Source organism: Mesorhizobium sp. C268A, assembly GCF_040324475.1.
Taxonomy (GTDB): domain Bacteria; phylum Pseudomonadota; class Alphaproteobacteria; order Rhizobiales; family Rhizobiaceae; genus Mesorhizobium.
Window position 1 is genome coordinate 3,494,469 of sequence record NZ_JAMYVX010000001.1, and the last position, 19,202, is coordinate 3,513,670.

17 protein-coding genes and 2 pseudogenes are annotated in these 19,202 nt (G+C 64.2%); 8 read left to right on the forward strand and 11 right to left on the reverse strand.

From position 1 onward, the window contains the following. The first annotated feature begins 1 nt into the window (after position 1). The 3 genes from NKL06_RS16990 (at position 2) to NKL06_RS17000 (ending at position 4,098) form a co-directional block, all read left to right on the forward strand. The gene (locus NKL06_RS16990; protein ID WP_352580630.1) at positions 2-1,402 is read left to right on the forward strand and encodes a dihydrolipoamide acetyltransferase family protein; all 1,401 of its coding nucleotides are present in this window, start codon (positions 2-4) and stop codon (positions 1,400-1,402) included. 234 nt (positions 1,403-1,636) lie between these two features. Further along, positions 1,637-3,025 carry a dihydrolipoyl dehydrogenase gene (lpdA, locus tag NKL06_RS16995; RefSeq protein ID WP_023692909.1) on the forward strand — a complete coding sequence of 463 codons (1,389 nt, stop codon included), beginning with the start codon at positions 1,637-1,639 and terminating at the stop codon, positions 3,023-3,025. A 206-nt stretch (positions 3,026-3,231) separates the two neighbouring features. Beyond that, positions 3,232-4,098, forward strand: coding sequence for a glycosyltransferase (locus tag NKL06_RS17000; protein WP_023692908.1), 867 nt, complete (start codon positions 3,232-3,234; stop codon positions 4,096-4,098). 160 nt (positions 4,099-4,258) lie between these two features. Here the strand turns inward: NKL06_RS17000 and NKL06_RS17005 are convergent, their stop codons facing one another. Beyond that, positions 4,259-5,362 (reverse strand): saccharopine dehydrogenase family protein, encoded by a 1,104-nt coding sequence (locus NKL06_RS17005; protein WP_023685051.1) that lies wholly within the window; start codon positions 5,360-5,362, stop codon positions 4,259-4,261. 149 nt (positions 5,363-5,511) lie between these two features. Between NKL06_RS17005 and NKL06_RS17010 the strand changes: the two genes are divergently transcribed. Next, positions 5,512-5,940, forward strand: a complete 429-nt coding sequence (locus NKL06_RS17010; RefSeq protein ID WP_023685052.1) for an Lrp/AsnC family transcriptional regulator — start codon at positions 5,512-5,514, stop codon at positions 5,938-5,940. A 178-nt stretch (positions 5,941-6,118) separates the two neighbouring features. Here NKL06_RS17010 and NKL06_RS17015 read toward each other — a convergent pair whose 3' ends face one another. The 5 genes from NKL06_RS17015 to NKL06_RS17035 form a co-directional block, all read right to left on the reverse strand. Continuing rightward, positions 6,119-8,152 carry an aldo/keto reductase gene (locus tag NKL06_RS17015; RefSeq protein ID WP_023685053.1) on the reverse strand — a complete coding sequence of 678 codons (2,034 nt, stop codon included), beginning with the start codon at positions 8,150-8,152 and terminating at the stop codon, positions 6,119-6,121. Positions 8,153-8,179: 27 nt separating this feature from the next. Then, entirely contained in the window at positions 8,180-9,259 is a 1,080-nt protein-coding gene (locus tag NKL06_RS17020) for an ABC transporter ATP-binding protein (protein ID WP_023685054.1), read from the reverse strand. A 13-nt stretch (positions 9,260-9,272) separates the two neighbouring features. Continuing rightward, the gene (locus tag NKL06_RS17025) at positions 9,273-10,109 is read right to left on the reverse strand and encodes a carbohydrate ABC transporter permease (protein WP_023692907.1); all 837 of its coding nucleotides are present in this window, start codon (positions 10,107-10,109) and stop codon (positions 9,273-9,275) included. A gap of 13 nt (positions 10,110-10,122) precedes the next feature. After that, positions 10,123-10,983 carry a carbohydrate ABC transporter permease gene (locus tag NKL06_RS17030; RefSeq protein WP_023692906.1) on the reverse strand — a complete coding sequence of 287 codons (861 nt, stop codon included), beginning with the start codon at positions 10,981-10,983 and terminating at the stop codon, positions 10,123-10,125. Between the two features lie 180 nt (positions 10,984-11,163). Beyond that, positions 11,164-12,435, reverse strand: a complete 1,272-nt coding sequence (locus NKL06_RS17035) for an ABC transporter substrate-binding protein (RefSeq protein WP_023692905.1) — start codon at positions 12,433-12,435, stop codon at positions 11,164-11,166. A gap of 106 nt (positions 12,436-12,541) precedes the next feature. Between NKL06_RS17035 and NKL06_RS17040 the strand changes: the two genes are divergently transcribed. Further along, a complete protein-coding gene (locus NKL06_RS17040) occupies positions 12,542-13,411 on the forward strand; it encodes a helix-turn-helix domain-containing protein (protein WP_023672161.1) in 870 nt (289 codons plus the stop codon). A gap of 192 nt (positions 13,412-13,603) precedes the next feature. On the opposite strand, the gene NKL06_RS17045 is transcribed toward NKL06_RS17040, so the two are convergent. The 3 genes and pseudogenes from NKL06_RS17045 to NKL06_RS17055 form a co-directional block, all read right to left on the reverse strand. After that, positions 13,604-14,992, reverse strand: coding sequence for a HAMP domain-containing sensor histidine kinase (locus NKL06_RS17045; RefSeq protein ID WP_023692904.1), 1,389 nt, complete (start codon positions 14,990-14,992; stop codon positions 13,604-13,606). A gap of 56 nt (positions 14,993-15,048) precedes the next feature. Further along, positions 15,049-15,720 (reverse strand): winged helix-turn-helix domain-containing protein, encoded by a 672-nt coding sequence (locus tag NKL06_RS17050; RefSeq protein ID WP_023672160.1) that lies wholly within the window; start codon positions 15,718-15,720, stop codon positions 15,049-15,051. Between the two features lie 120 nt (positions 15,721-15,840). Further along, positions 15,841-16,210 (reverse strand): annotated as a pseudogene (locus NKL06_RS17055) (hypothetical protein); the annotation flags it as partial. Positions 16,211-16,268: 58 nt separating this feature from the next. On the opposite strand from NKL06_RS17055, the gene NKL06_RS17060 reads away from it, so the two are divergent. Beyond that, complete coding sequence (locus NKL06_RS17060) at positions 16,269-16,901, forward strand: methyltransferase family protein (RefSeq protein ID WP_023687613.1); 633 nt, start codon at positions 16,269-16,271, stop codon at positions 16,899-16,901. On the opposite strand, the gene NKL06_RS17065 is transcribed toward NKL06_RS17060, so the two are convergent. After that, positions 16,895-17,110 carry a hypothetical protein gene (locus NKL06_RS17065; RefSeq protein ID WP_023672157.1) on the reverse strand — a complete coding sequence of 72 codons (216 nt, stop codon included), beginning with the start codon at positions 17,108-17,110 and terminating at the stop codon, positions 16,895-16,897. The genes NKL06_RS17060 and NKL06_RS17065 overlap by 7 nt on opposite strands. Next, positions 17,107-17,862, reverse strand: a complete 756-nt coding sequence (locus tag NKL06_RS17070) for a COG4280 domain-containing protein (protein ID WP_023692903.1) — start codon at positions 17,860-17,862, stop codon at positions 17,107-17,109. Before NKL06_RS17070 ends, NKL06_RS17065 begins: the two co-directional genes overlap by 4 nt. 59 nt (positions 17,863-17,921) lie before the next feature. Here NKL06_RS17070 and NKL06_RS32765 point away from each other — a divergent pair. Beyond that, positions 17,922-18,107 (forward strand): annotated as a pseudogene (locus NKL06_RS32765) (ABC transporter permease); the annotation flags it as partial. A 90-nt stretch (positions 18,108-18,197) separates the two neighbouring features. Next, positions 18,198-19,199, forward strand: a complete 1,002-nt coding sequence (locus tag NKL06_RS17080) for a LacI family DNA-binding transcriptional regulator (protein WP_023692902.1) — start codon at positions 18,198-18,200, stop codon at positions 19,197-19,199. The last annotated feature ends 3 nt before the right edge of the window (positions 19,200-19,202 follow it).

Below are 19,202 nucleotides of genomic sequence, written 5' to 3' on the forward strand. Positions count from 1 at the left end.
GATGGGCGAACACATCATCAAGCTGCCGGATGTCGGTGAAGGCGTCGCCGAGGCCGAACTTGTGGAGTGGCACGTCAAGGTCGGCGACCTCGTGCGCGAGGACTCGGTGCTTGCCGCCGTCATGACCGACAAGGCGACGGTGGAAATACCTTCGCCGGTCGATGGCGAGATCCTGTGGCTGGGCGCCGAGATCGGCGACACGGTGGCGATCGGCTCGCCCATCGTGCGGCTGAAGGTGGCGGGGAGGGCAATGTCGCGGAAGGCTCGAAATCGTCAGAGGTCACGGCGGCACCGACCCCCACCCCTGCCGGGGCGAGCCACGGGTCTCGCCCGTCCTCCGGACCCCCACAAGAGGGAGGCGTTTCGGCCACGAAATCCTACGCCAAGTCGCCAGCACCTGCACCAGCAGCCAAAAGCCCACGGGCAGCTGAGACTGAATCCCCCTCCCCTTGTGGGGAGGGGCCAGGGGTGGGGTGCTGCGCCGACATCTAAAGGTGCGGCACCCTCCGGCGCGCCGCGCCCGGAGGGCGAAAAGCCCCTGGCGTCGCCCGCCATCCGGCTCAGGGCGAAGGAGGCGGGGATCGATCTGCGCCAGGTGTCGGGTACCGGCCCTGCCGGCCGCATCAGCCACGAAGATATCGAGGCATTCCTGGCACGCGGACCGCAGGTAGCGAAGGCGTCGGGTCTGGCGCGTAATGACAGCGTCGAGGATATCAAGGTCATCGGACTGCGGCGCAAGATCGCCGAAAAAATGTCGCTGGCGAAGTCACGCATCCCGCACATCACCTATGTCGAGGAGATCGACGTCACAGCACTTGAGGAGTTGCGCGCGGCGCTCAACAAGGAAAAGCGCAAGGGTGTGGAGAGGCCGAAGCTGACGCTGCTGCCGTTCCTGATGCGGGCGATGGTCAAGGCGATTGCCGACCAGCCCAACATCAACGCGCTGTTCGACGACGAGGCCGGCATCATCCATCAGCATGGCGGCGTCCATATCGGCATTGCCGCGCAGACGCCGTCGGGCCTGGTGGTGCCGGTGGTCAAGCACGCCGAGGCGCGCGACCTCTGGGATTGCGCGGCCGAGCTCAACCGCCTGGCCGAAGCGGCGAAGTCCGGCACGGCCAGCCGCGACGAGCTGTCGGGATCGACCATCACCATCACCTCGCTCGGCGCCATGGGCGGCGTGGCGACGACGCCGGTCATCAATCATCCTGAGGTGGCGATCGTCGGCGTCAACAAGATGATGGTGCGGCCGGTCTGGGACGGCACCCAGTTCATCCCGCGCAAGATGATGAACCTGTCATCGAGCTTCGATCACCGGGTGGTCGACGGCTGGGATGCGGCGGTGTTTGTGCAGCGGATCAAGGCGCTGATTGAGACGCCAGCGCTGATATTTGTGGATTGAGGGGCGGAACAAGCGAGATGACGGCGGGACAGCGCCCCCCTCTGCCTTACCAGGCATCTCCCCACAAGGGGGGAGATTGGACGTCACGCAGGGTTTCGCCAATCTTCACCGTTGCAGGAATGAGCGAAGCGACGAAGCTGCTGATCTCCCTCCTCGTGGGGGAGATGTCCGGCAGGACAGAGGGGGGCGCGAAGGATCGCGACGGAACATTCCCTCGCATCAAAGGGTCATGCCATGAAAGAAATCTCCTGCAAGCTGCTGGTCATCGGCGCCGGGCCCGGCGGCTACGTCTGCGCTATCCGTGCCGGCCAGCTCGGCATCGATACGGTGATCGTTGAAGCCGGCAAACCGGGCGGCACCTGTCTCAATGTCGGCTGCATCCCGTCCAAGGCGATGATCCATGCGGCGGAAGAGTTCGAGAAGGTCGCGCATATGGCCGGCGGCAGCAGTCCGCTCGGCATCTCGGTAGCAGCGCCCGTGCTCGATCTCGGCAAGACGGTTGCGTGGAAGGACGGCATTGTTAGCCGGCTGACCGGGGGCGTTGCCGGGCTACTGAAGAAGGCCAAGGTCAAGACCGTCTATGGCTGGGCGACGTTCCGCGACGGCAAGACCGTCGCGGTCGAGACCGAGACCGGCACCCAGATCATCCGCGCCGAAACGGTTGTGATCGCCACCGGCTCGGCGACGGTGGAACTGCCGTTCCTGCCGTTCGGCGGCCCGGTGATTTCATCCACAGAAGCGCTGGCTCTCGGCGAGGTGCCGAAAAAGCTCGCCGTGGTCGGCGGCGGCTATATCGGGCTGGAACTCGGCATGGCGTTCGCCAAAATGGGCGCCGCGGTGACCGTGGTCGAGGCGCTGCCGCGCGTGCTGGCGCAGTATGATGCGGAACTGACCCGGCCGGTGGTGAAACGGCTGGCCCAGCTCGGCGTCGAGGTGATGCTTGGCGCCAAGGCCAAGGGGGTCAAGGGCGACGCGCTGCTGGTCGAGACCGCGGACGGCAAGAGCACCAAAATCGCGGCAGACAAGATCCTGGTCACGGTCGGCCGCAAGCCGGTGACGGAGGGCTGGGGCCTCGATCAGATCGATCTCGACATGGCCGGCAAGTTCATCAAGATCGACGACCAGTGCCGCACCTCGATGCGCGGCATCTATGCCATTGGCGACGTCACCGGCGAGCCGATGCTGGCGCACCGGGCGATGGCGCAAGGCGAAATGGTGGCCGAGATCGTCGCCGGCCACAAGCGCAGCTGGGACAAGCGCTCGATCCCGGCCGTCTGCTTCACCGATCCGGAGCTGGTGACGGCAGGGCTAACGCCGGAGGAGGCGAAGGCTTCAGGCGAAATCAAGATCGGCCAGTTCCCCTTCGCCGCCAACGGCCGGGCGATGACGAAACTCGGCGAGGACGGGTTTGTTCGTGTTGCCGCCCGCGCGGACAACCATCTGGTGCTGGGCATCCAGGCGGTCGGGCAAGGCGTGTCGGAACTGGCGGCGGCGTTCGGCCTGGCGCTGGAAATGGGCGCGCGGCTGGAGGATATCGCCGGGACCATCCATGCGCATCCGACGCAAGGCGAAGGCTTCCAGGAAGCGGCGCTGAAGGCGCTGGGCCACGCGCTGCATATTTGAAGTGCGCTTACCCTCCCCCTTGTGGGGAGGGTCGATCCGCGTAGCGGAGCGGGGTGGGGGTCCTCGCCGACCGTCAGCGCTCACCCCCACCCCGTCTCGCCATCTCCGCTTCGCTCCGACCGCGAGCCGACCCTCCCCACAAGGGGGAGGGTGGCCGCTCAGCCGTTGGTTGTCGCAGATCAGCGGAATGTACTAAGTGTCGGTCCATGGACACCGGCCTGAAGAAATACATCGCCATACGCTACAACATCGCCGCTGGCTTCAAGCCAAGCCAGTGGGACGGAAAGGGCCGCGCCAATCTCGACCCGGTCTGGCTGGTCGAGCGCCTGGCGTTGTTCGACACCTATTGCGCGTCGTCGCTCGAAGGCCAGTCGCTGAAGGATTTTTCCGTCCTTCTGGCGTTCGATGCCGATACGCACGAGAACTATATTCGCACCGTGTGCAGCTGCGTGGCCGGTGTCGACGTCAGGCCGATCCTTGTCGAGGCGGGCGAGGATTACAATGATCGCTTCAATGCCTTCGTCCAGGCCGATACCGATGCCGACTATGTTTCGCTCACGCGGCTCGACAGCGACGACGCGCTGGCGCCGACCTTCATGGAGCGCGTCGAGCACTACGCGCGCCGGGAGATCGAAAAGCGTGTGGTGGACCTGCAGCCGCTCTACATTGCCTTTCCGGACGGCCAGAATTTCGACACGGCAAGCGGACGCTACACGCACCACTACTATGTCACGTCGGCGTTCGGCACGCTGGTCGAAAGGAGATCGCCGGCGATGAGCGGCGTCTACAGCGAGCACCACGCAAAAATGGCGACGCGCTTCAACACCGTCGTGGCGGCATCGAAGGGCGCGCAATGGTGCATCGTCATCCATGACAACAACGTCGCCAACGTGTTGAGGGGCAAGCCGGTCTCGGGGCCCTCCTTCACGGTGGGCCGACCGGCTGTCGAACCCAAGGTGCCAGCGCGAAGGCAAAGCGCGCCACGACAGGCGACGCAGCCCCGCATTGCGCCGCGGACCGCGGGCAACTTCATCCGGTTTCTGCTCGGACGACCGATGGCTCTGCGGAAGTAGCGGGCGCTTACCCTCCCCCTTGTGGGGAGGGTCGATCCGCGTAGCGGAGCGGGGTGGGGGTCCTCGCCAACTGTCGGCGCTCACCCCCACCCCGTCTCGCCATCTCCGCTTCGCTCCGACCGCGAGCCGACCCTCCCCACAAGGGGGAGGGTGAAGTAGCTCAGCTTGCCAGCCGGCTTACCATCTCGTGCTGCGCATAAGCGCGCCCAAAACGATTGGCGAGAAACGCATCCAGCGCGATGTTTTCCTGCTTGACGAAGCCGGTCGCCGGCAAGGTGCCGTCGGCCAGCATGTCGAGCACGGCGCAGATGCCGGAGGCGGTGGTGATCTGGATTGCGCTGCGCACCTGGTTGCCGATGCGCTGCGAATAGATCTTGTTGGCGTAGGTTTCCTGCAGCAGGCGGCCATTGCGGCGGCCCGAGACGGTGACGAAGACGATGACCACATCCTGCAGCGTTGCCGGCAGGGCGCTCTCGAAGATATCCTTCAGCACGTCGCGGCGGTGGCGCAGGCCGAGATCGTTGAGCAGCGCCTTCATGATCGCCGCGTGGCCGGGATAGCGGATGGTGCGGTAGTTCAGCGTGCGCACCTTGCCCTTCAGCGTCTCGGCCAGCGTGCCGAGACCGCCGGAGGTGTTGAAGGCCTCATAGGTGACGCCGTCGAGCGAGAACTCTTCGCGCTCCTCCAGCGGCGGCACCTCGATCAGCTCGCCCTCGACGATCGCCTCGCAGGGTTCGCAATATTCGTTGATGACGCCGTCGGTGCTCCATGTCAGATTGTAGTTCAGCGCATTGGACGGGTATTGCGGCAGCGCGCCGACGCGCATGCGAACGCTTTCCAGCGTGTCGAAGCGGCTGGCGAGATCATTGGCGACGATCGAGATGAAGCCCGGCGCAAGGCCGCATTGCGGAATGAACGCGCTCTTGCCCGAACGCGCCAGTTCCTTGACGCGGCGGGTGGAGATGACGTCCTCGGTCAAATCGAGATAGTGGACGCCGGTTGCGGCGGCCGCTTCGGCGATGCGTGTGGTCAAATGGAAGGGCGCGGCGCTCAGCACGGCGAAGGCGCCGGCAAGGGCGGCCTCGAGTGCGCCCGGCGCTGCGATATCGAGCTCCAGCCCCTCGACGCCGGCGGGAAGTTCGGCCGCGGCAAGCTGCGCCGCCGCGCGGTCGACAACGGTGACGTGGTAGTCGCCGCTGTCGGCGAGCATGCCTGCAATGGTCGAGCCGATCTTGCCGGCGCCGACGACGATGATTTTCTTCATGACCTTGCCCCTCGTGAAAACTCTTTGGCCCAGACCGCGCGCGGTGGACGCGATGCCTTCAAGAATCGCAGCTTGCCTGCCGAAAGGAAGCGTGAAACTGTTCGAAACGAACCCCACAATTGATCAATACGCCGATAAAGTTCGTCGAAATGCTCACTGACGCCGAACAAAAACTGCTTTCCTTGCTGCGCGCCAATGCCCGCGCATCGACCACTGAGCTGGCGCGCCAGCTCGGCGTTTCGCGCACGACGGTGCAGAGCCGGATCGAGCGGCTGGAACAGCGCGGCATCATCACCGGCTATGGCGTGCGGATGGCGCCGGACTACGAGCAGGGGCTGGTGCGGGCGCATGTGCTGCTCACCGTCACGCCCAAGCTCGCCGACAAGGTGGTGCGGGCGCTGCAGGCGCTGCCGCCGGTACGGACGCTGCACTCGGTGAGCGGCAATTTCGACATGATCGTCATCGTCGACGCGCCGTCGATCAGGGATCTGGATGCGTTGCTGGACGAGATCGGGGCGATGGACGGGGTCGAGCGGACGTCGTCGTCGATTATTTTGTCGACACGGATCGATCGGTAGGTGGAACGCATGAGCCGCTAATCTCCCCCGTGCGGGGGAGATGGCCGGCAGGCCAGAGGGGGTCAGTTCGACTGGGCTCGGCCTACCTGCCGCTGCAGAAGGAGGTTAGCGCTCCACGCGAGGCGACCCCCTCTGTCGCCTTCGGCGACATCTCCCCCTCAAGGGGGGAGATTAGCTGCTAAGCCCGCCGCCTTTCCGGCCCGCTATCCAGCCACGCCACATCCTCCGCCGACAGCTTGATATCCAGCGCCTTCAAGCTGTCCTCCAACTCGTCCAGCGTGCGCGGGCCGATCAACGGCACCGACGGAAAAGGCTGCGCCAGCACATAGGCGAGCGCGATGTGGATCGGACTTTTGCCCAGGCGCTGCGCCAGCTCGATGGCGCGGTCGCGGCGGCCGAAATTTTTCTCGGAATACCAGACCCGCACCAGCTCCTCATTGTCCTGCTTGTCGCGGCCGGCGCGGTCGGTGAAGAAGCCGCGGCCCTGGCTCGACCAGGCGAAGTTGGGCATCTGCCTTTTCGTCAACCAGGATTTCCAGTCGTCGGTGGACGAGGTGATGCAGCCGGCCCAGATCGGTTCCAGCATCTCGGCCAGCGAGAAATTGTTGGAGAGCACGCCGGGCTTCTGCTTGCCGGTGCGCTCGGCATAGGCAATCGCCTCGTCCATGCGCGCCATCGTCCAGTTCGAGCCGCCGAACGGGCCACGGATGCGGCCGGCCTTGACCTCGGCGTCCATCGCATCGACGAATTCGCCGACCGGCACATCCGGGTTGTCGCGGTGCATGAAATAGAGGTCGACATGGTCGGTCTGCAGCCGGTCCAACGACTGGGCGAGCTGCTTGCCGATGACATCGGGATAGCAGAGCGGCGAGTGGGCGCCCTTGGCGATGATCACCGACTGCTCGCGCACGCCGCGATTCCTGAGCCACTGGCCAAGCAGCGTTTCGGTGTAGCCGGCGCCGTAGACATAGCCGGTATCGAACAGATTGCCGCCGGTCTCGAAGAAGGCGTCGAGCAGGATTGCGCCCGACGAGAAGGTGCGGAAATCCTCGAAGCCGAGCGCCACCACGGAGGCCGGCTTCGACAGGCCCGGAATCTTGCGCTTGCCAATGGCCGTGCCGCCGGTGCGCAGCGGCCGGCCCGAAATGGTGTTGGTTCGCTTAGCCGGCTTTTCGATCTCATATTCGAGCCCGACGGCGGCGCGCCATCTGTCGAGGACGCGCAGCGTGCTGAGGCTGTCGGCCCAGCTCATGCCCGGCCAGGCGAACTCCTGTTTGCCGGCCAGGATCGCCTCGCCGGCGGCGTCGACCTCGAAGGAATAGAGATGGCGGGTTTCGTTGACGCTGATGGTATCGCGCGTGTCGTCGGCGAGAATTACATCGATCCGGCCAGGGCCGCCATCGCGGTTGCCGCCGCCGGCGAACCAGAAATCCGGCACCTCGATGCGGCCCTTGGTGCCGAGGATGCGCAGGACATTGTCCTGTTTCAGCGAGATGCTGCAGGACACCTCGGCGACGACGCCACCGGGGAAATGCAGCAGCGCCGAGGCCCATTCGTCGACGCCGGACTTGCCGAGATGGGCGGTGCCGACAACCTTGTCCGGCTCGGCGAAGGGTTTTCCAGTCGCAGCCCCGGCAATCAGCCGCACCATCGAGACGGGATAGCCGCCGACATCGAGGATGCCGCCGCCGGCGAGATCGTTGGCGTAGAGCCGGTGCTCGGGCATGAAGCCCGGCATGGCGAAGCCGAAGCTCGACTTCATCAGCCTGACATCGCCGATGACGCCCGACTTGATGAGTTCCACCAGCTTCGCCGTCTGCGGGTGCAGCCGGTACATGAACGCTTCGCCGAGGAAGGTGCCGGCCTTGCGCGCAGCATGGATCATGGCGTCGGCCTCGAAGGCGGTCAGCGCCAGCGGCTTTTCGCACAGCACATGCTTGCCGGCTTCCGCCGCCTTGATTGCCCATTCGGCGTGGCCGGGATGCGGGATGGCGATATAGACGGCGTCGACCTCGGGGTCAGCGAGCAGCGCGTCGTAACCGTCGAGGATGCGGGCGCCGGGAAACGTCTCGGCCAGGCCTGCCTTGCCGGGATTGCGGGCGCCGAGCGCCACGATCGTGCCGGTGCGCGAGCCTGCCACGCCGCGGGCGAACGCTTTGGCGATGTCGCCGGGCCCGAGTACCCCCCAGCGGATGGGCGCGGTTGCAGTCATGGTCATTCTCCTTGCATAGCTGGAAGGTCAGCGCAGCCGCTGGCCGTTTTCATCGAACAGATAGGATTTGCGGATGGACACGGTGATCGCCTGGGTGTCGGGGACCTTTGCCGCGTCGCGCTGGATCACCAGGTCTTCGCCATGGGCGGTCCTGGCATAGATGAAGCTGGTGCCGCCGAGATGCTCGACCACGTCGATGCCGACGGTGAGGTCGGCGTCGCCTTCGCCGCCATTGCCGAAATGTTCGGGCCGCACGCCGACAATGACCTTGGCTCCTGTTTGCGGCACGGCGCCGGTCAACGGTTGCATAATGCGGGTCATTTCCTCGCCCACCAGCTCGACGGTGACGCTGCTCATGTTGCGCCCGACGACGCGGCCCTTGATGAAATTCATCTTCGGCGAGCCTACAAAGCCGGCGACGAACTGGTTGTCGGGATTGTCGTAGAGATCGAGCGGCCTGCCGATCTGCTCGACATGGCCACCGCGCAGCACGACGATCCGGTCGGCCAGCGTCATCGCCTCGGTCTGGTCGTGGGTGACATAGATCATCGTTGTGCCGAGTTCCTTGTGCAGGCGCGAGATCTCGACCCGCATCTGGACGCGCAGCTCGGCGTCGAGATTGCTCAACGGCTCGTCGAACAGGAAGACTTGCGGTTCGCGCACGATGGCGCGGCCAATGGCGACGCGTTGGCGCTGGCCGCCGGACAATTGCCTCGGCCGCCGCGCCATCAACTCTGTGATGCGCAGGATTTCGGAGGCCCGCTTCACCCGCCGCTCGGTGTCCTCCTTGGGGTTGCCGGTCATCCTGAGACCAAAGCTCAGATTCTGCTCCACGCTCATGTGCGGGTAGAGCGCGTAGGACTGGAATACCATGGCGATGCCGCGCTCGGCCGGCTCGACATCGTTCATCACCTTGCCGCCAATGGCGATCTCGCCGCCGCTGATATCCTCCAGCCCGGCGATCATCCTGAGCAGCGTCGATTTTCCACAACCCGACGGGCCGACAAAGACGACGAACTCGCCATCGGCGATATCGATGTTGGCGCCATGGATGATCTCATAGACGCCGAAGCGTTTTACGACATTGGTGAGGGTGACTGCCGCCATATCGCTGTTGTCCCTACTTGACGGCACCGGCGGCGATGCCGGCGATGAAATGGCGCTGCAGCAGCACGAAGACGACCAGCATCGGTACGGTCAGCATGACGGCGCCGGCCATGATGCCGCCCCATGAGACCTTGGTCAGGCCGATCAGCGTGCCGAGCGCCACAGGGGCCGTCATCGCGCCGGGCTGGCTGTTGATCAAAAGCGGCCAGAGATAATTGTTCCACGAGGCGAGGAACAGGATGATGGCGAGCGCCGCCAGCATCGGCCGCGCCAGCGGCAAAGCGACGAACAGGAAGATACGCCATTCCTTGACGCCCTCGACACGTGCCGCGTCGAAAAGGTCGGCCGGCATCATCGAGAAAGCCTGGCGCATGAACAGCACGCCCAGCGAATTGAACAAGGGTGGCACGATCAGCGCAATCCAGGTGTTGGCGAGCTGGAGGTCGCGCGCCACCATGATGAATTGCGGGATCAGCACCACCGCATAGGGCAGCGTGATGGTGCCGAGGATGATCGCCACCACCGCGCCCTTGCCGAAGAACTGATAGCGGGCGAGCGCCCAGCCGGCCATCGAGGTCAGCAGCACCGAGAAGAAGGTGTAGGTCACCGCCACCGCCACCGAAATACCGATAGCGCCGACGAAATTGGTGTCGCGCTGCAGGTTGTTGAAATTGTCGACGAAATTGCCGTGCGGCAGAAGCTCGATGCCGGGGCTGAAAATGCCGTTGTCGGGCATGGTCGAAAACACCACCATCATCCACAGCGGAAACAGCCAGATCACCGCCAGCGGCGTCAGGACCAGATGCAGCAGGACGCTGCGGCCGAGCCGTCGTTGCGAGAGCGAACTCATTTCGCCTCCCCTCTCATTTGGGCTCTCGTGTCAGCCACAGTTGCACCAGCGTGATGGCGATTGCCAGCCCCGCCATGGTGTAGGCGACGGCCGAGGCGTAGCCGAAATTGAGCGAGCGAAAACCCTGGCGGTAGAGCAGCAGGCCAAGCGTCTCGGTGCCGCCGCCGGGGCCGCCGCGCTCGGTGATCAGGAACGGCTCGGTGAACAGCTGCATGGTGCCGATGATCGACAGCACGGCGCAAAACACGATGACCGGCTTGAGCAGCGGCAGCGTTATGTAGAAGAACTGCTTGAGCTTGCTGACGCGGTCGAGCGTCGCTGCTTCATAGACATCCTCGGGGATCGACTGCAGGCCGGCGAGCAGGATGATGGCGTTGTAGCCGGCCCAGCGCCAGGTTACCGCGATCATGATCAGCGCCATGGCCGGTGTGACGTTGGAGAACCAGTCGATCTTGGACAGGCCGACGCCGGCGAGCAGCTTGTTGATGATGCCGAAATCGAGATTGAACATCAGCCGGAACACGGCGGAATAGGCGACCTCGCCGACCACCACCGGAGCGAAGAAGGCGAAGCGGTAGAGGCCACGTGCTTTCAGCAGCGGCGAGTTCAGCAGCACCGCCATGACGATCGCCAGCGAGATCATCACCGGCACCTGGATGACGAGGATGAGCAGCGTGTTCTTCAGCGCATTGAAGAAAGCGGGGTCGCCGATGAGGCGGCCCCAGTTGAAGGTGGGCGCAAAGCGCCACGGCACGGTGCGCGTCGCCTGGAAGGAGATCATGAACGAGGAAATGATCGGCCACACCCAGAAGATGGCGAAGATCAGCAAATAGGGCGTGAGGAAACGATACGCGGTGGCGTTCTGGTGGCGCATGGTTCCTCCTTTCTTTTTGTTTTCCCTTCTCCCCTTGTGGGAGAAGGTGTCGCCGCAGGCGACGGATGAGGGGTGTTCCAGGGAACACCAACGCCTCACTCCGCTGGAACACCCCTCATCCGTCTCGGCGCTATCGCGCCGATCCACCTTCTCCCACAAGGGGAGAAGGGGAAGTGGAGCTTACTCCTTCACCGGCAATCCGGTCGCCGAGGCGATCTGGCTGGCGGCGTCGTCGAGTGCGGCCTTGGCATCGGGATACCCGCCGCCGAGATATTTGGTCTGCACCGCGCGCATGATGATTTCGGCATCGCTCTGGAACGGCGTGCCGCGGCTCGGCACCACCTTGGGCAGCGTGGCGAGGATGTCCTTCCACACCGCCTGGCCGCCCCAATAGGGCAGGCCTTGCGAGACATAGGGATCGTCGAGCGCCGAGATCAGCGACGGCACCAGGCCGAAATCCTTCAGCATGGTGATCTGGCCTTCGTTGGTTCCCAGTGTGTATTTCAGATAGGCGTAGGCGGCCTCCTTGTTCTTCGAGGCTGAGGTGATGGCGAGCGACGAGCCTCCGAGATTGGCGGCGCGCGGGCCGTCGGCGGTCAGGCTCGGCATCAGATAGACACCCCATTTGCCGTTTTCGCCGGCGGATTCGGTGCGGATGGTGCCCTCATACCAGCCGCCATAGACCTGGGTGGCGACGGTGCCGGCGGTGTTGTTGGTGATCTTGGTGCCCCAGTCGGCCGACGAGATGATGCCGGCGTCCTTCATGTCCTTGATCTTGGCCAGCGTGTCGACGCATTTCGGCTGGTTGACGGTGATCGACTGCCCATCGGCGGCGAAATAGCCGCAGCCCTGTTCGTTGGAAATCATGCGGAAGAATTCGGTGTCGCCGTTGAAATCGGCATTGGTCATGGTGACGCCGGGATTGGCGGCCTGGACCTTCTTGCCGGCGGCGATGAAATCGTCCCAGGTCTTGATCGAGGCCGGATCGACCCCGGCCTTCTCGTAGAAGTCGCGGCGGTAGAAGGCGGCGACTGGGCCGGAATCCCACGGCATGGCATAGGCCTTGTCGCCGACCTCCAATTCGGTGCGCTTGAAATCCGGGAATTTCTTCTGGTCGTCGGCGGTGTAGCCCAGCGTGTGCAAATCGACGAAGCAATCGGGGAACTGGCTCCAGTAGTTCTCGGCCTCGCCGTTTTCGATCGAGACGATATCGGGCAGGCCGACGCCGCCGGCCGCACAGCCGGCGATCGACTTGTCATAGGTCGGCTGGTTGCCGAGATCCTGAACGGTGACCTTGACGTCGGGATACTGCTTGTTGAAGCCGGCCACCGTCGCCTTCAGCGACGAAGCGGCGATATTCCAGCTCCAGATCGTGATTTCGCCGGACTGCGCCAAAGCCGGGCCTGAGCCCAGGCCAAGCGCCAGCGCGGCACAGATCAGTGTCGTGCGCATTGAAATCCTCCCATTTCATTTGCTCTCTCTTCGCGAGCATGGCTAGACTAGGCGGCGCGGAAGGCTTGTCCCTGACAACGGGAATAAAAGATGGGCGGAAAGTAAGATGCCGGAACGGCCGTTTTACCAGCCTGGCGCCAGCAGCGTCGAAGGCCTGCCGATGGCTTTGCAGATGTTTCACAACCATCCGCTGGTGATGCTGAAGCCGCACTGGCATGCCCAGGTCGAGGTCAATTTCATCGTCCGCGGCAGCGTGCATTACCGCATGAACGAGCACGAGATCTCGCTGTCGGCCGGCGACATGTGCCTGTTCTGGGGCGGGCTGCCGCACCAGATGGACGATCTCTCCGACGACGCCATCTATGCCGGCGCGCATCTGCCGCTGGTGCATTTCTTCCGCCTGCATCTGCCGACGGATGTCCGCCACAGGCTGATGACCGGCGCCACGCTGGTGACATCGGCGACCGACCAGGCCGACCATCACAATTTCGAGCGCTGGAACCGCTATTTCCGCTCGGGCGATGCGGCGATAACCGAGCACGCCGTGAACGAGCTGCTGCTGCGGTTGGAGCGGGTGCGCTTCGAGCCCTACCGGCTGGTGCCGGAAACCGCCATCGGCCAGGAACCCGGCGGCCCGTTCGACCAGCAATCGCTGCGCAATGTCGGTCGCATGTGCGACTTCATCGCCGAGAATTTCCTCTACGACATAGACTGCGTCGACATCGCGGCGGCGGCCGACATCCATCCCAAATACGCCATGAGCATTTTCAAGAAATCGACCGGCATGACGCTCAACGAATATATGAATCTGCTGCGGCTGAGCTACGCGCAGGCGCTGCTGATGCATGAAGACGCCAATGTGCTGCGCGTCGCCATGGATTCAGGCTTCGGCTCGCTCAGCGCCTTCAACAAATCCTTCCGCAAGCTGGCAGGGATGTCGCCCTCGGATTTTCGCCGGGGTGCGGTGGGCCGATAGGTTCAACGATCATCTTGATCAACCCGCAGCCGTTCCGGGTGGAAACATGTGCAAGGCTAATCGCGACCGCCTTTGTCGGATGCGATCATCAACTTGGAGAAAGTTGTCAGCGACTTGGCGTTTCATGAGCGCCTTCCCCCACTCCGTCGCTGCTTCGCTCGACGGAGTGGGGTCGACCTGGCTCTGGCGTTGTCATTTCAAGCCGGGACCGGTGCCCTCCGCCCGAGGAAACCCGACAATTACCGCCAGCCCAGGCCGGCGATCCTCCAGCGCAATCGTTGCACCATGCAGGTCGGCGATGGCCCGCACAAGGCTGAGGCCCAGGCCGCTGCCGGGCGTGGTGCGGCTGGAGTCCAGCCGGTAGAGCCGCTGGAACACTTTTTCGCGCTCCTGCGCCGGGATGCCGGGGCCATTGTCGGCGACCTCAGCCAGAATGCGGTCGCCTTGCCGCCGCACCGATAGAAGGATTGCCGTGCCATCGGGGCAATGCCGCAGCGCGTTCTCAACCAGATTGGCAAACAATTGCGTCAGCAGGTCGCGGTCGCCGTGGACCAGGCATGGGGTGCCGTGGACGATCGTGGCCGACAGCGACTTGCCGTCATCCTCGGCGACACCGGCGTAGATTTCGGCAATGGCATCGATGACGCCGGTGAGGTCGAGATCGACAAAGCGCGACTTGCGGGCGCCGGCCTCGATCTGGGCAATACGCAACAGCGCATCGAAAGTATCGTTGATCTGCAGGCTTTCCCCACGTGCCTCCGCCAGCTCATCGGCAACGGCCTCACCCCGCGCGGTCCTGTCGGCCGCAGCTTCCAAAATCATCTGCAGCCGGTTGAGCGGCGTCTTCAGATCATGCGCGATGTCGGCGCTGACCTGGCGCATGCCGTCCACCAGCGCCGCCAGCCGCTCCAGCGCGGCGTTGACCTGGCGCGAGACGCCGTCAATGTCGTCGCCATTGCCGAGCAGTGGAATGCGGGCGTCGAGCCGGCCGTTGGAGACATCGTCCATGGTGGTGGCAATGCCGTCGAGGCGACGCTGCACACGCGACGCCAGCAAGGCGCCGCCAGCCACCGCCAGCCCTGAAATGATCAGGGTGGCCCAGCCGAAGCTCATCAAAACGATGCGTTCCAGCTCCTCGGTTTCGGAGAGCGAGAAGGCGATTGTCAGGCTGTTGGGCCCGACCGAACCGGTCCAGGCGCGGTACATAGTGTCCGGCGCAACGCCTGGCAGGGAAGCGGCAAAATCCGAAAAGCCATCGGGAAGGTCGGCGGCGGTGAAATTCCCGGCCAGGCGATTGCCGGCGGGATCGGTGAGCGAGAACAGCTGTTCCTTGCTCGGGCTGAGCGCGGCGTGGCTGTCGACTGCCGAAACCAGATCCTCCCGGTCGTTTCCGGCATAGGTCACCGCCACGACCGAATAGGTCTCCTTGACCGACTGGTCGAGCTGCTCGGCAAGATCCGCGCTCATCAGCTGGTAGACGATGGCGCCTGACAGGATGAAGGCGAGCACGAACAGCAAGGCGAAGGTCAGGGCCAGCCGAAACGGCGTGCTGCGCAGCAGGCGAGAGCCTGTCTCAGTCATAGTGCGTTTCAGTCATGGCAAGCTTCAGTCATGGCAAGTTTCTGTCATGCCGCGCCTCAGTCGTGAACACTGTAGCCAGTGTTGCGCACGGTGTGGATCAACGCGGTTTCGAACGGCCTGTCGATCTTGGCGCGCAGCCGGCTGATATGGGTTTCGACGACGCTGGTCTTGGGGTCGAAGTGAAAATCCCAGACCCGTTCCAGAAGCATGGTGCGGGTGATGACGCGGCCCTCGCCGCGCATCAGCACTTCGAGCAGGCTGAATTCGCGCGGCTGCAGGTCGATCGCCTGGCCCTGCCTGGTGACGCGGCGCTGGATCAGGTCCATTTCGAGGTCTGCGATGCGCAGCGTCGTCTTCAGCTCCTGCACCGCAGGGCGACGGCCGAGCGCGTTGATGCGGGCGAGCAGTTCGGAAAAGGCGAATGGCTTGACGAGATAGTCGTCGCCGCCGGCCTCGAGCCCTTCAACCCTGTCGTCGACGCCGCCGACCGAGGTCAGAAAGATCGCCGGCGTGCGCACGCCCGCCGCCCGCACCGCCTTGATCATCGACAGGCCGTCGAGGCCGGGCAGCATGCGGTCGACGACGATCACGTCATAGGCGTCGCGTGTCGCGGCAAACAGCGCGTCATGCCCGTCACGCAGCAGATCGCAGACATGCCCGGCTTCGCTCAGGCCCTTGACGACATAGTCTGCGGTCCTGGGGTCATCCTCAACAAGGAGAAGTCGCATCTCTGTTCCGGTCTGTTGCCGAGGCTTTGCCAGAGCGGCATGCTAGCACCGGCGGCGGTCCGTTCCTAGAATATCCGCCGGCGCCTGGTCGCTCGTGGTCGTTGCACATGTCCATAAGTGTCATCCGACCGGATCGCGCGCAGGGACAAGCATCCTGCGCAGCACGGCGTCTTTCAGAATAAAATGATGGAAGAGTGCCGCACCGGCATGAATGCAGATCAGAACGATGAATACCGGCTTTGCCCAAGTATGGACATCGCCCAAGGCAATCGTGGTGGTTTGCAGACGGACGCCCAAATTGTCGACCAGATTGTCGGTGATCAAGGTGCCGACGACGCTGATCAGCACCACCGCCAGCCAATAGGCATGGCACATAACGCTTCTGCGCGAATTGCAGCGCCAGCGCGACGACAAGGATGCCGGTCATGATCAGCGAGGTGACGGTCAGTCCGAAGCCAAGATTGACGGCCGGATAGTCGGCCGCCGTCTCGCTAGTGGGTGGCGAGACACCGGCGCTATGAGAGCCCTGCCGGGGTGCAGGAACTATGATGAGCTACGCTCCCCCCAAGCCGGCAGCGAAGGCGTTCGACCAGCACAAGCGCCTGCTCGTCATACAAGTGGCGGCAGCCCTCGCCGTCATGCTGTTGCTGTTCACCAAGCCCTTTCTCGTCGAAGGCTCGGACGGGCACGGATACATTGAGGCGCTGGGCATCGGCTTCGTGCTGGTCTGCTTCCTTGGCCGTCTGTGGAGCATTCTCTATGTCGGCGGAAGGAAGAACGACGAGCTGGTCACCATCGGCCCGTTCTCGATGAGCCGGAACCCGCTCTACTTCTTTTCCACGGTCGGCGCGGCGGGCGTCGGGTTGATGTACGGCTCGGTGCTGGTGGCGGCGGCGCTGGCTCTGGTGAGCTACCTGGTGTTCCGGGTGACGGTGCGCAAGGAAGCCGAGTTCCTGTTTGGAAAGTTCGGCCCCGCCTACAGCGTCTATGCCGAACGCACGCCGCCTTTCTGGCCGAACCCGCTGCTGTTTCACGATCAAGCCGAACGCCGGTTCTCGACAAAGGCGTTGCGGCGGACATTCACGGACGGGCTCTATTTCCTGGCGCTGTTCCCGGCCATCGAGACGATTGAGCAGTTGCGGATCAGCGGCATGCTGCCGGTGTTTTTCACCCTCTACTGACCGGAGCGCCGTGCCGCGCGGCGCACGCTGTAGAGCAGGATGACGAGGCAGCCGGGCAGAAGCAGGACGCCGCCGGCAAGCGGCGGCAACGCCAGCAGCTTCACTGCCGCGGCAATCGCTACGATCAACAGCAGCGCCAGCGTCGCAAGGCTGCCGTCGTCGATGAACATGCCGACGAGCTCCTTTAGAATGAGGCGGACGACGTTCATCGAGCAACTCCTTGTGCAGCCTTGGGGTAGCTGGCGCGCAACCAGCGCACCATGGCGAAGCACGCGACGGCGATGATTGCGAAGATGGCCAGCAGCGCCAGATCGGCGCCCGGCCAGTCGGTGCCCAGGCCTTCGCCGGTCCAGAAAATGCCGAAGCTTGTCAACATCAGGCCGACGGCGAATTTGAGCGCGTTTTCCGGCACCCGCGCCAGCGGCCTGTGCACCGCAAGGCCGATGATCGTTACCAGGACGAAGGCTGCCAACGCGCCAAGGCTGGCATAGAAGGTCTGTGCATGCGCGGCGCCGACGGCAATGACGATGAACACCACCTCGACACCTTCGAGCAGCACCGCCTTGAAGGCCGCGAGCCCGGCCAGATAATCGGCGCGGCGGTCATTGGCCTGCTGCTGCAAAGCGGCGGTTTCCTTTGAAAAGGCCGCGTCCTCGTCATGCAGGGCGATGACGCCGACACTGCGCAAAATGGCCTTTCTCAACCAGCGCATGCCAAACAGGACTAGGAGCACGCCGACGACGAACTGCAGCACCGCAATGGGAATCAGCGCCAGCAGCGGTCCGAAGGCCAGCACCAGAGCCGCCAGCACCGCCAGCGCCAGCGCCGCGCCTGTCAGCGCTGGCCGCCAGCTGCGGGTGACGCCTACCGCCAGCACGATGGTGAAGGCCTCGACCACTTCGACGAAGGAGGCAAGGAACGAGGCGGTCACGGTGGAAAGTATGGGCGTCAGGCCGTTCATGAAGGTTTCCTGTCTGCGGGAATCACTAGCCTGAGAAGGATACAGCGCTCCGGCGGAAGGGAGAACGCGCCGGCATCGTCGCCATGGTCTATCTGTTGCGTCAACATCGGTGGCCCGGTCGCCGGCGTCGCTACGAGCTGCTCGGCGTCGGCGACAATTTCAAGCCGATCGTGCTAGGCCTTGTCATTGTGCTCGCCGTCATTCTGGATGCCTATCGGGAAAAGCTGTTGAGGGTGATCCGATAAAGCGCGTCGCGCTTTTTGGTTTTTGTTTTATGGATGTCATTTTCCCAGATCCGCCGGACACTCCGGGCGACATGCACTAGGGGACAAGAAATGACGACGATTGCCGATGTCGCGCGCCATGCCGGAGTGTCGGTCGCAACCGTCTCGCATGTGATGAACCGCACGCGCCATGTCGAGCCGGAGACGGCCGAGCGCGTGCATTCGGCCATCGCCGCCTTGCGCTACAGTCCGAACACGCTGGCGCGCAGCCTGAGGCGCGGCGAGACCAAGACCATCGGCCTGCTGCTGCCGGACAATTCCAATCCGTTCTTCGCCGGCGTGGCACGCCAGATCGAGGATGCCGGCTTCCTTGCCGGCTATACGGTGATCCTGTGCAACTCCGACGGCAGCGCCGAGAAGGAGGAGCGCTACCTCCAGGTGCTGATGGCCAAGCAGATCGACGGGCTGATCTTTGCCGGCTCGTCCGATCATGCGCGGGTGTTCTCCAGCCTTCTGCCCGGCGTCCCGGCGGTGCTGATCGACCGCGAGATCCATTCGGTCAATGTCGATTCCGTGCTGGTCGATCACGATTATGGCGGCTATCTCGCCGGCCGCTATCTGGCCGGGCTCGGTCACGAGAAGATCGGCGTCATCGGCGGCCCGCGCGATTCCAGCTCCAGCCCCGCCCGCCTGCGCGGCTTCGCCAGGGCGCTGCAGGAAGCCGGCCTCGACCTGCCGCCGGCCTCGGTGGTGGATTCCGACTACCACTTCGCCGGCGGCCGCATGGCGATGGAGCGGCTGATGGCGCAGGCGCCGGGGATCACGGCGCTGTTTGCCTGTAACGATCTGATGGCCATGGGCGCGCTGACAGTGCTGCGCGGGCGCGGATTGCGGGTCCCCGGCGACATGTCGATGATCGGCTTCGACGACATACCCTATGCCGTCACCACCTGGCCGCCACTGACGACGATCGCACAGCCGGTCGAGAAGATCGGCACGCGGGCGGTCAGCCTGCTGCTCGAGCGGGTTGCCGAGCCGGCGGCGCATTCGCGCCGCGAAGTGCTCACCCCGGTGCTCGTCGAACGGGAGAGCTGCGCGCCGTTGCGCGGCTGAAGC

Excerpts from the sequence above, each read along its gene's own strand:
- NKL06_RS16990 (WP_352580630.1), top strand. The coding sequence starts at position 2 with ATGGGCGAACACATCATCAAGCTGCCGGATGTCGGTGAAGGCGTCGCC.
- lpdA (WP_023692909.1), top strand. The coding sequence starts at position 1,637 with ATGAAAGAAATCTCCTGCAAGCTGCTGGTCATCGGCGCCGGGCCCGGC.
- NKL06_RS17000 (WP_023692908.1), top strand. The coding sequence starts at position 3,232 with ATGGACACCGGCCTGAAGAAATACATCGCCATACGCTACAACATCGCC.
- NKL06_RS17005 (WP_023685051.1), bottom strand. The coding sequence starts at position 5,362 with ATGAAGAAAATCATCGTCGTCGGCGCCGGCAAGATCGGCTCGACCATT.
- NKL06_RS17010 (WP_023685052.1), top strand. The coding sequence starts at position 5,512 with ATGCTCACTGACGCCGAACAAAAACTGCTTTCCTTGCTGCGCGCCAAT.
- NKL06_RS17015 (WP_023685053.1), bottom strand. The coding sequence starts at position 8,152 with ATGACTGCAACCGCGCCCATCCGCTGGGGGGTACTCGGGCCCGGCGAC.
- NKL06_RS17020 (WP_023685054.1), bottom strand. The coding sequence starts at position 9,259 with ATGGCGGCAGTCACCCTCACCAATGTCGTAAAACGCTTCGGCGTCTAT.
- NKL06_RS17025 (WP_023692907.1), bottom strand. The coding sequence starts at position 10,109 with ATGAGTTCGCTCTCGCAACGACGGCTCGGCCGCAGCGTCCTGCTGCAT.
- NKL06_RS17030 (WP_023692906.1), bottom strand. The coding sequence starts at position 10,983 with ATGCGCCACCAGAACGCCACCGCGTATCGTTTCCTCACGCCCTATTTG.
- NKL06_RS17035 (WP_023692905.1), bottom strand. The coding sequence starts at position 12,435 with ATGCGCACGACACTGATCTGTGCCGCGCTGGCGCTTGGCCTGGGCTCA.
- NKL06_RS17040 (WP_023672161.1), top strand. The coding sequence starts at position 12,542 with ATGCCGGAACGGCCGTTTTACCAGCCTGGCGCCAGCAGCGTCGAAGGC.
- NKL06_RS17045 (WP_023692904.1), bottom strand. The coding sequence starts at position 14,992 with ATGACTGAGACAGGCTCTCGCCTGCTGCGCAGCACGCCGTTTCGGCTG.
- NKL06_RS17050 (WP_023672160.1), bottom strand. The coding sequence starts at position 15,720 with ATGCGACTTCTCCTTGTTGAGGATGACCCCAGGACCGCAGACTATGTC.
- NKL06_RS17060 (WP_023687613.1), top strand. The coding sequence starts at position 16,269 with ATGAGCTACGCTCCCCCCAAGCCGGCAGCGAAGGCGTTCGACCAGCAC.
- NKL06_RS17065 (WP_023672157.1), bottom strand. The coding sequence starts at position 17,110 with ATGAACGTCGTCCGCCTCATTCTAAAGGAGCTCGTCGGCATGTTCATC.
- NKL06_RS17070 (WP_023692903.1), bottom strand. The coding sequence starts at position 17,862 with ATGAACGGCCTGACGCCCATACTTTCCACCGTGACCGCCTCGTTCCTT.
- NKL06_RS17080 (WP_023692902.1), top strand. The coding sequence starts at position 18,198 with ATGACGACGATTGCCGATGTCGCGCGCCATGCCGGAGTGTCGGTCGCA.